The sequence below is a fragment of the Paraburkholderia sp. RL17-383-BIF-A genome (assembly GCF_046028015.1).
Classification (GTDB): Bacteria; Pseudomonadota; Gammaproteobacteria; order Burkholderiales; family Burkholderiaceae; genus Paraburkholderia.
The window spans coordinates 62,458-74,461 of the sequence record NZ_JARESR010000001.1 but is presented as its reverse complement, the minus strand read 5'-3'; the positions used below and the strand labels follow the sequence as shown (position 1 = coordinate 74,461).

Here is a 12,004-nt window from a genome sequence, read left to right as displayed (position 1 = left end):
ATAGCTGCTGGCTCAGTCGGCTATGCCACCGCAACCCAAGGAGACGGAGCATTCGTCCTGACGATAGGAGGCGTGCTCGGAACGTCCATTGTGGCCGCACTTCTCGCCTATTTTGCCGCTGGAGGTGATCAATGACTGAGCGAGAAAAGTTTGAGGCGTGGTGGTTGAAAGATGTGCCGGAAAATCATCGTGACTTCGCCAAGAAACTGCTCACCGAATACGGCCAAGACTACGCCGCAGCACCGGGCGTCGCCGATGCGTGGACGGTATGGAAAGCATCCCGCCGCGCGGCGCTGGAGGAAATAGCCAAAAGGTTCGAAACCGAGCATGGCCGAACCCGCGATCACAATTACTGGCTTGTAGCGGCAAGCATGGTGCGCGCTCTTTCATCGGAACAGAAAAAATGAGCAACATCGAACAGTTGCCCGTCAAGGGCACGAGCGAACGTCCGGCGCCACGCCGAATCATGCGGCCGTGCGAGTGGGGTCTGCTAAGCACGGTGCGCGACCTTGAAACGCAGATGGGCACCGTCGAGGCATACAACCGCCTCTGCGATGCAGCCCAGCGATTGAAGGCCAAGATCGACGCCGGTGAAGCCGAGGCACAGCACAAGATGTGGGCGACCGACCCGAACTTCATCTACCCGGCAGGCGATAGATGACCGAAGCGGTACAACGAATGATTGAAACCACGCGCAAACACTGGAGGATCTGATGAAGGTCGTCGAACTGCCAAAACTGATGACGCTTGAAGCGTGGGCGGAACGCCTGTTCGGTGACGCCAAGCCGCATCGCAACACACTTTTGAACTGGCGCCGAAATGGCCGTATCGTGCCGCAGCCGATCAAATGCGGCGGCCGCTATTTCGTTGAGCCGGACGCGGTGTATTGCGACGATGCCGGCGAGATGTCGCGGAGGCTAGGCAATGGCCGCTAGGCGTCGCGAGGCAAAGCGCCGCAACTGGCCGGATCACCTTAACCAGAATGGCGCCGGTTACTTCTACTGGCGCGATCCGGGCACAAAACAGGACCACGGACTAGGGCGTGACCAGGCGCGCGCGTTCGCGGAAGCGCGCGCCGCGAATCTGGCGGTCGAAAAGCGCCGCGGCAATATCTCGCTCGCCCAAAAGATATTGGAGCCAGCCGGCAAGACACTCGACGCATGGGCTACTGAATACGAGCAGATCTACATCGATACGCGCAACGGCACGCCGGCCACAATCAAAACAGTGAAGTCGGGCATCCGCGCCGTACGCACGGCCCCATTTGTTGGTAAGCACCTTCGCGAGATCAACACTGCGGAAGTGTCTGAATTCATCAAACATGCAACTGCGGCGCGCGGCGCCCAGATGGCCGGGCTGGTACGAAAGACGCTCGCCGACATGATGCGCGAGGCAGAGACGCGAGGCCTTATTGAAACAGGGAAGAACCCGGTGACCGTTACTCGGGTTCCAGGCTTTGAGGTAGAGCGCTCGCGCCTGACGTTGGATCAGTTCCGGAAAATATATGAGGTTGCACAGCAGGATGTGCCGTGGGCCGCTCGCTGCATGGAATTGGCGATGCTGACCGCGCAACGCCGGGAGGATGTCGCGTCGATGCTGTTTTCCGACGTTAAGGACGGGTTTCTATTCGTCACCCAGAAGAAGACTGGCGTGAAGCTTCGCATACCGGTCGGCGTGCGCCTTGATGCCCTCGGGTTGTCGCTCGAGGAGGTTATCAGGCGATGCCGAGACTCGATCATATCCAAGCCCATGCTGCATCACGTCAGGCGGCATGGCCAGATAAAGCCCGGCGACGCACTGGAAGTCAACGCGCTGACGCGTGCCTTCGCTCGCGCTCGGGAGGCGTCGGAAATCACGTGGGAAGAAGGCAAGACGCCGCCCACCTTTCACGAGCTGCGCAGTCTCGCCGCGCGGCTCTACTCGGAGCAATACAGCCCCGAATTCGCCCAAGCAATTCTCGGTCACAAGAGTGCCAGCATGACCGCAATGTACCGAGACGTGCGCGGCGCCGAATGGGTCGAAGTCAAGCTTGCCGGTTGAAAATTCCAGACGAATTCCAGACGAATTCCAGACGCTCTAGCTGGGGCGGGCGTTTCCGGCTGCGTCGATTACCTGAGAGGTAAGCAGTCTTGCGCTGCGGCGCGAGCGCATTGCGTCGAGCGCCGGATTGGCCATCCGGCCGAGTCGTCAGCCGCGGCGGCAGCCGCTAATCTCGTGTGGCAATGGGGGCTGCGCGGCGCCGGCGCGCGGCTTGTGACGCACTCAACAAACACGGGCACGGGGGCGCTTTTTCAATATGGTTTTTACACTTGCAAGATCGTATCTACACGGATACACTTCTCGACAGATCGGTTCACCACCTGAGTACACGATCAACCGCACCGAGGAGTTCGACACCTGGCTTGCACGGCTCTCCGATTTAAGAGCCAGGGCGAAAATACTCGTGCGTATCCGGCGTGCGGAACGCGGGCATTTCGGCGACGTCAAGTTGCTTGAAGAAGGTGTGTCCGAGATGCGCATCGACTGTGGCCCCGGCTATCGGGTCTACTTCGCGCGTGAAAAAGGCATGATCTATCTCCTGCTATGCGGTGGCGACAAATCCACCCAGTCGGCCGATATCAAGCATGCCAAAACAATGTGGGCAGCAATCAGAAAGGAACTGTCATGAGCAGAATCAAAACCGCACGCTTCGACGCGTCGCATTACCTCGATAGCGAGGAAATGATCGCCGAGTATCTCAACGCAGCGCTCGAAGAAGGCGACGCCGACGTCCTGCTCGCCGCGATCGCCGACATCGCCAAAGCGCGCGGCATCACCAAGGTCGCGGCAGATGCCGGACTTGGCCGCGAAAGCCTCTACAAAACGCTTGCACCCGGCTCCAAACCGCGTATGGACACGGTGCTCAGACTGCTGCGTGCACTCGGAGTCAAACTCAACGTGGTACCGGAAGGCGTAGCGGCGGTCTGAGTCGGGTGTCCCGCTCTGTCGGCTTTGCCGTTTCGTCGATTTGCCGCGGCTTACTACGGTGTCACGCGTCTTTCCGAAGTTTCGTAGGCGTGGCAGATGGCATTCCGGGGTATTGCGGGGTATTCCATTACCTCTGAGGTAATGGATCGCTAGCGCGGTTTGGCTATGATCGGTGGCATGAACACACTCTCCCTTGCGCAACCAGTCCCGCCACACTTGCCGGCGGCCAGCCGCACGGTCGGCGACCTGCTGCGCGAATGGCGCCAGCGTCGAAGAATGAGCCAACTGCTGCTCGCCGCCGAAGCCGATATTTCGACCCGGCATCTGAGCTTCGTCGAATCAGGCCGCGCAGTGCCGAGCCGGGAAATGGTCATGCATCTTGCTGAACGGCTCGACGTGCCGCTGCGCGCGCGCAATGCACTGCTGGTCGCCGCAGGCTACGCACCGCTGTTCCGGGAACGCCCGCTATCGGATCCGCAGTTGGCCGCTGCACGCGAGGCTGTCGAGTTGGTGCTGAAAGGACACGAACCCTACCCGGCGCTTGCCATCGACCGGCACTGGACCATCGTTGCCGCGAACGGCGCGCTTGCGCCTTTGCTGAACGGCGCAAGTCCGGAACTGCTGAAGCCGCCGGTCAACGCACTGCGCCTGAGCCTGCATCCGGAGGGTATCGCTGCGTCCATCGTCAATTGGCATGCATGGCGCGAGCACATACTCGCGCGACTTCAGCGGCAAATCGACGTGAGCGGGGACGACACGTTGAGCGCGCTGCGCGACGAATTGGCGGCGTACCCCGCGCCGCCGGGCGCGGATGCGACCGAGCACGACAACACCGCCGTCAACCAGATTGCAGTACCGCTGCGGCTGCGCACGCCGATCGGCGTGCTATCGTTTTTCAGCACGACCACCGTGTTCGGCACGCCGGTGGACGTGACGCTCTCGGAACTCGCGATCGAGGCGTTCTTTCCGGCCGACCCGCAAACCGCTACGGCGTTGCGCGATTTCGGCGAGAGCCAGTGCGCCGAGGCGGCACGCCAACCATAGCCTGGACCGTGACAGACAGGTCGCAGTTCGATATCGAGTCTTTCAGCCTTTCAATCACCGGCCCCACACGGAGAGACACTTGAGCGAGAACGCTGTACTCGTACGCCAACTCGGTCCCGACGACCGCGACGACTACTTCAACCTGCGGCTGCGCGGACTGAAAGCGCATCCGGATTCGTTCGGCCAGAGTTACGAAGAAGCACTTGCCAAAGGTCCGTCGCAACACAATGCAATGCTGGACGGCTCGCGTGCGGCCGAAGGTGACTTTTTGCTCGGCGCTTACGCATCGGCAGGAACACCATTGATCGGCGTGGTTGGACTGATCCGGATCCCGAGCGACAAACAGCGGCATAAGGCCGCCGTGGTCGGCATGTATGTCGCGCCGGAGGCTGCCGGCCGCGGCGTCGGGCGCGCTTTGCTGAAGGAGTTGCTGAGGCGGGCCTCGCGTATGGACGGCCTGCGGCAAATCCAGTTATTAGTCGGCAGCCGCAACGAGGCCGCGAGGAAACTTTACGAGTCGCTCGGCTTTCGCAAATATGGCTGCGAAGTCGGAGCGCTGAATGTCGGCGGGGTCTTCCACGACGCCGATCTGATGGCCCTGCTTATCTAATAGGCCGTGACCGCGCGGCGGCCCGCGCCACTTTCCCCGCCGTTCAGCAGCACCTCTGCGGCCGACGTTCCGCGTCGAAGTCGAGCGTGTCCACCGCACCACCCGAGCGAAGTTACACAAGAAGTTACAAATCCGGCCTCGTTTGTAACTGGGGCCGCACCAATCTGTTACACCTCTGTTTTGTCCCCAAAGCACCGTCAAAGAGCGGAATTTATTACTTTATATTGACCTCGCTTTCTATTTCCTTTCTAACTCGACCGGGAACTACCGGCACTTGATGGGTCCGCCCTATTTGCTCAGACGAAAGAGCGAAAAGCCCGTAGTACAAGGGTTTTCATGGATCAGACAAAAATCCGGGGTGGCGGAAAATTCGGTTTGCATCGTGTATTACGCCCCTGTGAAAGAGTTACCGAAAATTGATGTATCTTTTTGAGACATTTTTTTGAGAAGGGATTGATTTCTTGTTTTACCCTTCATACAATTCGTCCCAAGCTGTTACGAAATGTAACGCCATGTATCAAAAGGTCGCCGCTTGTATCAGGTGGTGACAGTAGCCGGAGGACAACGTTTCCGGCGAGGCACAAAAGACATAACGGCAAAAAATGCCGACATCGTAATTCGGGGCTTCGGAAACAGAGAAAATGGACCGTAGCAGCGAGACGCTGGATTCAATCCGCGAGATCAACTTGTCTTACATCATGCTCGCGCAACGTATGTTGCGCGAGGACAAACCGGTCGGCATGTTCCGGCTGGGACTGTCGTCGGAACTGGCTGATTTGCTTGCCGGGCTGTCGCTCGCGCAGATCGTCAAGCTGGCCGCTTCCGATCAGCTTTTGTGTTTCTTCCGCTTCAACGACCACTCCATGTTGTCGGCTTTGACGCAAACGACGAAACACGCCGCAGTCGCACCGACTCACGCGGCGATCCTGCTTGCAGGCCAGCCTGCTGAACAGTTCGCTTGACCGGGGTGACTGCCATGCTCAAGCGTAGCCTGACGGAAGACGCACAAGAAGTATTCCGCGCCATCGCACTGATCGAACTCGGCGCGCGCATGCAAGTGCTCGAGAGTGAATTGACGCTCTCGCGCGACCGCATGATCCGCCTGTACCGCGAGGTCAAAGGCGTATCGCCGCCCAAGGGCATGCTGCCCTTTTCGGCGGACTGGTATATGACGTGGCTGGCGAACATTCACGCGTCGCTGTTCTACAACACGTACCTGTTCCTGAAGAACGAAGCCCGCTGCTCGCATCTGGATGCGCTGACCAAGGGGTATCGGCTGTATCTGGAACATTGCAAGCACAGCGAGACCGAACCGGTGCTGGACTTGACGCGTGCGTGGACGCTGGTGCGTTTCTTCGACGCCGACATTCTGCAATTGACCAAATGCTGCCGTTGCACCGGCAAGTTCGTGGCGCACAAACACGATCTGCAGCACAACGTGGTGTGTGGCGCATGCCAGCCGCCGTCGCGTGCCGGCAAGACGAAGAAGGCCGCCGCCGCTCGCCAGGAACAGGAAGCGCTCGATGCAGCGCAGATCGCACAAGCTGCCTGAGCTCGATTGACTCGGACTCGACGAGGGCTGGTCCGGCCCGACTCGATCCGAAGCCCGAAAGAAAAAGTCCGCATGAGCGGACTTTTTTTCGTCCTAATCGCGCCGCTCAAGCGGCGCGAGGCCGGCTCATCCGGCCAGGCCCACCGTCTGCACCACCAGCCAAAGGTTCGCCGCGCTGATCACCACGAACAGCATCCACGCGACGCAGCGGGTCAGCAACGTGTTGGCGAATTCGCCCATCAGCGAACGGTCGTTGGTCATCCGAATCAGCGGATAAAGCGCGAACGGCAATTGCAGGCTCAGCACGACCTGACTTGCGACCAGCAGCTTGCCGACGGCGCCGTTGCCCATCATCTGCACGCCGATCAGCGCGGGGATCAAAGCGAGTGCGCGCGTAATGAAGCGCCGTTGCCAGCAGGGAATCTTCAGCTTCAGGAAGCCTTCCATGATGACCTGCCCCGCCACCGTGCCGGTAAAGGTCGAGCTTTGTCCCGAGGCGAGCAAGGTCACGGCGAACAACACCGCAGCGAAACCCGTGCCGACGATAGGCGCGAGCAGCTTGTAGGCGTCTTCGATTTCGGTGACCTGATTGTGGCCGGTGGCATGGAACGCAGCGGCGGCCAGAATCAGGATCGCCATGTTGATCAGCAGCGCGAGCATCAGCGAGACGATCGTATCGATGCGCGACATGCCGATCGCCGACCGGATGCTGGCGGGATCGCGCTTCACCGCGCGCGTCTGCACGATCGACGAATGCAGATAAAGGTTATGCGGCATGACCGTCGCGCCGAGAATGCCGATCGCCAGATACATAGGCTCGCGCGAACTCAACGCCTGCCACGACGGAACCAGTCCCTGCGCGACCGACGGCCAGTGCGGCTGCACCAGCGCGAGCTCGATGATGTAGCCGACGCCGATCGTCGCGATGAGGCCGAGCATGATCGCTTCGAGATCGCGGAAATTCTTGCCCTTCAGGCCGAGCACGATCAGCGTATCGAACGCGGTCAGCAGCACGCCGGTGGTCAACGAGCATTTAAAGAGCAGATGGAAAGCGAGCGCGCCGCCAAGCACTTCGGCCAGATCGCAGGCCACGATCGACAGTTCAGCGAGCAGCCACTGAAAACGCGCGACGGCCGGCGAATAGCGCGTTCTCGACAACTCGGCGAGGTCGCGCCCGGTCGCAATGCCAAGACGCATGCTCAGGCATTGCAGCGCCATCGCCGCGAGACTCGACAGCATGACGACGAACAGCAGGCTGTAGCCATAGCGCGATCCGGCTTCGATGTCGGTGGCCCAGTTGCCCGGGTCCATATAGCCGATCGACACCAGCAGGCCAGGGCCCGCGAATTGCAGAATCTTCTTCCAGAACGGCGCGCCTTGCGAAACGGCCACCGAGCCTTGCACTTCGGATGGGCAAAACGGCGCCGTTGCGGTGGTCGGTAGTTTGAACTGCAATCCGGGAGCCTCTTGAAGGGGATAAACCACGGCGCATCGTACAGGCCGCCGCGAACCGCCTCAAGTGTACAAAGAAACCTCCGGCAACGCGCCGGTGAGCGCGTAGCGGCCAACGTCGCGCACGCGATAGTCGAGCGGATCATGCAGCGTATGCACGCGGGCGTTGCGCCAGAAACGGTCGAGCGCGAGCGGCGCGTGCGTGGCGCGGGCGCCACAGGCGTCGAAGAGTTGCTCGCTGACGTCGAGCGCGGCGCGATGCGCGACGATCTTTGCCTCCGAGGTGGCGAGCGCAACCTGCGCGCGAGCCTCCGCGGAAAGCGCCGGACCTTGTTGCCAGGCGTCTTCGAGCAGCCAGGCGGCGCGCGTGGTCAGCGCTTCGGCGCTCACCGCTTGCAGGCGCATCTCGCCGAAACGCTGGATCAGGTAGGGATCGTCGGTCGCTTTGTCGACGCCCGAATAGATCCACGCCTTGCCGTGTCGCGTGACGTAGGCCCGTGCTTCGTCGAGCGCGCCCTGTGCGATGCCCACGAACAGATTGGTCAGCACCAACTGCGAGATCAGCGTGCGCAAACTGGCGTACGGCGTGTCGGGCCGCACCATCACTTCGTCCGGTTCGACCTTGACGCGCACGAAGGACACGCTGCCGCTGTCGGTCTGCCGCTGGCCGATCGGATTCCAGTCTTCGTGAACGGTGATGCCTTCCCGCGTGGTCGGCACGACGCCGAACACCGGGGTGCCGGTGACCGGATTATGTGCGGAAACGGTCATCATCTGCGAGCCGCGCGTGCCGGAGCAAAAGCCCTTCTGGCCATCGAGCAGATAGCCGCCGTCGCTGGTTGCGCTCGCAACGAGTCGCGTGTCGAGCGGATTGACGGCATTGCCCCACCACCATCGGTTTTCGACGGTGCCGCTCAGATAGCGGGCACGTTGTTCGGGACTGCCCCATACATTGACGCTGACCACCTGCAAGCACGTAAAGCCCAGCAGATGCGCGAGCGCGCTGTCCACCCGCGCAATCTTGCGAACCGTCTCGTAGATGTCGGGCCAACGCGCGCCGAGGCCGCCGAATTCGCGCGGCACCGCGAGCGTGAGCAGCCCCGCGTCGGCGATCCATTGTTTTTCCTGTGCGGCGTGGCCGCCGTCGAGATCGCGCTGCGCGGCAGTGGCGTGCAACGCGTCGAGCAAACTCGCGAGATCGCGCACCACCGGCGCAGCGGATGCCTGAGGCGTTTGTAACGCGTCGGCATGACGAGGATCGTTCATGCAATTTCCAAGTGAAAAGTTTTTCGGCGAGCGGTGATAGGCAGAACGCCCGCGGCGCTCAATGCTTTAGCTAGCATGATAGGCGTTGTTGATGCGGATGACGGAAACGTGCGCGGCTATTCTTCATGCAAATAGCCGCAGGACGGCACAACGGAGCAGAACGGATCAACCGATCATGTGCGATCAAGCTCGCTGCGCGAGCCGCCGCACGAATCGATCGCCGACGAACTGCACCGCCGTAACGATCACGATCAGCAGTACGATCACCGTCACCATCACGGTCGTATCGAACCGCTGGTAGCCATAGCGAATCGCCAGATCGCCAAGACCGCCAGCGCCGACCGCGCCCGCCATCGCCGACGAACCGATCATCGCCACCACGGTGATGGTGAAGCCGCCCAGGATGCCCGGCAGCGCCTCAGGCAGGAGCACATGCCGGATGATGTGCCGGCGCTGCGCACCCATGGCCTGCGCAGCTTCGATCAGACCGCGATCCACTTCACGCAAACTCACCTCCGCCACGCGCGCGAAAAACGGAATCGCCGCGATGCTGAGCGGCACGATCGCGGCCCACACGCCGATCGTCGTGCCGATCAGCAAACGCGTGAGCGGCAGCAAGGCGACCAGCAAAATGATGAACGGCGTGGAGCGGAACGCATTGACGAGCGCGCCGAGCGTGCTATTCACCGCCCGCTTCTCGAAGATACCGCCGCGTGTCGTGGTGACCAGCACCAGCGCCAGCGGAATGCCGACCAGCGCCGCGATAAAGGCCGACACGCCGACCATGACGATGGTGTCGCGAATCGCATCGGCGAGTTCGGAAAGCCACAACTCAGACATAGCCCAATACCTCGACATGGTTCGCATAGCGGCGTGCGCGGTCGAGCAACGTCGCGATCTGCTGTTGCACCGTGGTGTCCGCATTCGCACGCACCTGCGCTGACACCACGAGGCGCCCCTGCGCATGCCCCTGAATCCGGTCGATGCCGCCATGCAAGAAACTCACGCGCCCGCCGTCCGCACTCAACGCCGACGCCAGACCGCCGAGATCCGGCTCGCGCGCGTCGACGCCGGTGAAACGCACGTCCAGCAGAATCCGCGCATCCGCTTGCGCGATGTCGTGCAATGGCTTGACACGTTCGGCGAGATCCGCCGGCAAGTCGTGCACCAAGGTGCGCAACAGCGCCCGTGTCGCGTCATGTTGCGGATCGCCGAACACGCGCCACACGGGGCCGGTCTCCACCACTTCGCCACGCTCGATCACGGCAACGGTATCGCAGACCTCGCGAATCACCTGCATTTCGTGCGTGATCAATACGACGGTCAGGTTCAGGCGCTGATTGATATCGCGTAGCAACGCGAGGATGGCTTGCGTCGTTTCCGGATCCAGTGCGGAGGTGGCTTCATCGCACAGCAGAATATCCGGGTCGGTGACCAGCGCGCGCGCAATGCCGACTCGCTGCTTCTGACCACCCGACAGGCTCGCCGGATAAGCATCGCGCTTGGCGGAGAGGCCCACCAGTTCCAGCAATGCATCGACCTTTTTCTCGATGACCGCCTTCGGCACACCGGCGATTTTCAGCGGCAGTGCAATGTTCTCGCGTACCGTCTTTGCGGAAAGCAGATTGAAGTGCTGGAACACCATGCCGATACGTCGGCGCAACGTGACCAGTCCGCGCTCGTCGAGTTCGCCGACACTGACGCCGTTCACGCGCACCGCGCCTGAACTCGGCTTCTCCAGGCCGTTGACGAGTCGCAGCAGCGTCGACTTGCCCGCGCCGCTGCGTCCGATAATGCCGAACACTTCGCCCCGCGCCACGTTCAACGTGACGTTGGCGAGCGCCGCGGTCGGCACGCCGCGCGTGTTGGCGAACACCTTGCCGACGTTGTCGAATATCACGGCGGGTTGCGTCGCCGCTGCGTGCGAACCCGCATGCACAGCGAGAGACGGCGCGTCTTCGATGAACTGCGGCGCGTCGAAAAGATTGCCCATGATTTAGCTCCTTTCAGGCTTTCGCAATGGCCAGCGCAGCGGTTTGTATCGCGCGCCGAGGCTGTGCGCCGGCATGCACGCCGCACAGCCGGGCAAGCTCGCCCCTGAACCGCGTCTTGCGCGGCGCCGACGCGGGATCGTCGTCTTCGAACGGTCCACGCATGACGGTGCGCGTTACCAGGCGACGGCGTAGAGATTGCCGAAGGCCTTGTCGAGCGCGGCGCGCACCGCAGGCGAATGCTGATAGATCGAGATGAACTTGCGGATACGCGGGTCGTTCACGCTTTCCGGACGAACCACCCATTGGATCGCGTAGTTTTTGTTTTCGAGGCCGTCGAACAGCAGCGCGCTATTCGGATCGGTGGTGCCCGCGAGCTTGATGAAGCTCGGGTAACCCTGTGCGAGATCGACGTCGTCGAGCGAGCGCGCCAGTTGCGACGCTTCCAACTGGACTATCTTCAGATGCTTCGGGTTGTCGGTAATGTCGAGCGTCGTCGCGCGATAGTCGATGCCCGGCTTCAGCTTGATGAGACCGGCTCGTTGCAGCAGCAACAGACCGCGGCCACCGTTGACCGGATCGTTGGCAATCGCAACCGTGGCGCCGTCTTTCAGTTCGTCGAAGCGTTTGATCTTCTTCGAATACAGGCCGATTTTCATGATCGTGCCGGGCGCGATGGCGACAAAGTTATAACCGCCCTGCTTCTTCGCATTCTCCAGAAACGGAATGTGCTGGAAGTAGTTGACGTCGATATCCTTGTTGGCGAGCGCCGCATTCGGCGTGTTCCAGTCGGTGAACTCGATGATCTTCACGTCGAGTCCCTGCTCTTTGGCTTCGTGCGCGGCGATTTTGAGCGCTTCGATTTGCGGGCTGGTCGCGGTGCCGATTTTCAGCGTGGACGTGTCGGCCGCTGAAACAGGCGTGGCTTGCAATGCGAGCGTCAGACCGAAAGCGCTGATCAGCGAGATAGCCGACGTGTAGAAAAAGTGCCGCACGTTGGATAGAAAGATGCGCATGGTGAACTCTTGGGATTGGGGCGTGGTGTTGATTCTTGGCGAGCCGATCCACCGGCATGCGCCTCCGGGTCGCCAAAGCGTTACGGACTTGCTTCGGGCCAGGAAC

At 61.3% G+C, this 12,004-nt stretch carries 15 protein-coding genes; 10 read left to right on the top strand and 5 right to left on the bottom strand.

All coding sequences use genetic code 11. The features are described from left to right. Positions 1-131: 131 nt before the first annotated feature. From P0D71_RS00320 to flhC, 10 genes are all read left to right on the top strand, one after another. Positions 132-407 carry a phiTE_015 family protein gene (locus P0D71_RS00320; RefSeq protein WP_408478676.1) on the top strand — a complete coding sequence of 92 codons (276 nt, stop codon included), beginning with the start codon at positions 132-134 and terminating at the stop codon, positions 405-407. Continuing rightward, complete coding sequence (locus P0D71_RS00315) at positions 404-661, top strand: hypothetical protein (protein ID WP_408478674.1); 258 nt, start codon at positions 404-406, stop codon at positions 659-661. The genes P0D71_RS00320 and P0D71_RS00315 overlap by 4 nt, the downstream gene beginning before the upstream one ends. A 52-nt stretch (positions 662-713) precedes the next feature. Then, a complete protein-coding gene (locus tag P0D71_RS00310) occupies positions 714-935 on the top strand; it encodes an excisionase (RefSeq protein WP_408478672.1) in 222 nt (73 codons plus the stop codon). After that, positions 925-2,040 (top strand): tyrosine-type recombinase/integrase, encoded by a 1,116-nt coding sequence (locus tag P0D71_RS00305; protein WP_408478670.1) that lies wholly within the window; start codon positions 925-927, stop codon positions 2,038-2,040. The genes P0D71_RS00310 and P0D71_RS00305 overlap by 11 nt, the downstream gene beginning before the upstream one ends. A 256-nt stretch (positions 2,041-2,296) precedes the next feature. Beyond that, positions 2,297-2,668 carry a type II toxin-antitoxin system RelE/ParE family toxin gene (locus tag P0D71_RS00300; RefSeq protein WP_408478668.1) on the top strand — a complete coding sequence of 124 codons (372 nt, stop codon included), beginning with the start codon at positions 2,297-2,299 and terminating at the stop codon, positions 2,666-2,668. Beyond that, a complete protein-coding gene (locus P0D71_RS00295) occupies positions 2,665-2,967 on the top strand; it encodes an addiction module antidote protein (RefSeq protein WP_408478666.1) in 303 nt (100 codons plus the stop codon). The genes P0D71_RS00300 and P0D71_RS00295 overlap by 4 nt, the downstream gene beginning before the upstream one ends. Positions 2,968-3,144: 177 nt before the next feature. After that, on the top strand, positions 3,145-4,011 hold the full coding sequence (locus tag P0D71_RS00290; protein ID WP_408478664.1) for a helix-turn-helix domain-containing protein: 867 nt from the start codon (positions 3,145-3,147) through the stop codon (positions 4,009-4,011). Between the two features lie 79 nt (positions 4,012-4,090). Next, positions 4,091-4,621: a GNAT family N-acetyltransferase gene (locus tag P0D71_RS00285; protein WP_408478662.1), complete on the top strand. Its 531-nt coding sequence runs from the start codon at positions 4,091-4,093 to the stop codon at positions 4,619-4,621. A 641-nt stretch (positions 4,622-5,262) separates the two neighbouring features. Continuing rightward, positions 5,263-5,583 carry a flagellar transcriptional regulator FlhD gene (flhD, locus tag P0D71_RS00280; protein WP_028194930.1) on the top strand — a complete coding sequence of 107 codons (321 nt, stop codon included), beginning with the start codon at positions 5,263-5,265 and terminating at the stop codon, positions 5,581-5,583. A gap of 14 nt (positions 5,584-5,597) precedes the next feature. Beyond that, on the top strand, positions 5,598-6,173 hold the full coding sequence (gene flhC, locus P0D71_RS00275) for a flagellar transcriptional regulator FlhC (RefSeq protein ID WP_091807302.1): 576 nt from the start codon (positions 5,598-5,600) through the stop codon (positions 6,171-6,173). Positions 6,174-6,299: 126 nt separating this feature from the next. On the opposite strand, the gene P0D71_RS00270 is transcribed toward flhC, so the two are convergent. The 5 genes from P0D71_RS00270 to P0D71_RS00250 all read right to left on the bottom strand — a co-directional run bounded on the left by P0D71_RS00270 (position 6,300) and on the right by P0D71_RS00250 (position 11,898). Beyond that, positions 6,300-7,628 (bottom strand): Nramp family divalent metal transporter, encoded by a 1,329-nt coding sequence (locus P0D71_RS00270; protein ID WP_408182828.1) that lies wholly within the window; start codon positions 7,626-7,628, stop codon positions 6,300-6,302. A 60-nt stretch (positions 7,629-7,688) separates the two neighbouring features. After that, positions 7,689-8,891: an acyl-CoA dehydrogenase family protein gene (locus tag P0D71_RS00265; protein WP_408478660.1), complete on the bottom strand. Its 1,203-nt coding sequence runs from the start codon at positions 8,889-8,891 to the stop codon at positions 7,689-7,691. Between the two features lie 183 nt (positions 8,892-9,074). Next, entirely contained in the window at positions 9,075-9,731 is a 657-nt protein-coding gene (locus tag P0D71_RS00260) for a methionine ABC transporter permease (RefSeq protein ID WP_408342550.1), read from the bottom strand. Beyond that, a complete protein-coding gene (locus P0D71_RS00255) occupies positions 9,724-10,884 on the bottom strand; it encodes a methionine ABC transporter ATP-binding protein (protein WP_408478658.1) in 1,161 nt (386 codons plus the stop codon). The genes P0D71_RS00260 and P0D71_RS00255 overlap by 8 nt, the downstream gene beginning before the upstream one ends. Before the next feature lie 174 nt (positions 10,885-11,058). Continuing rightward, positions 11,059-11,898 carry a MetQ/NlpA family ABC transporter substrate-binding protein gene (locus P0D71_RS00250; RefSeq protein WP_408478655.1) on the bottom strand — a complete coding sequence of 280 codons (840 nt, stop codon included), beginning with the start codon at positions 11,896-11,898 and terminating at the stop codon, positions 11,059-11,061. Positions 11,899-12,004: the final 106 nt, after the last annotated feature.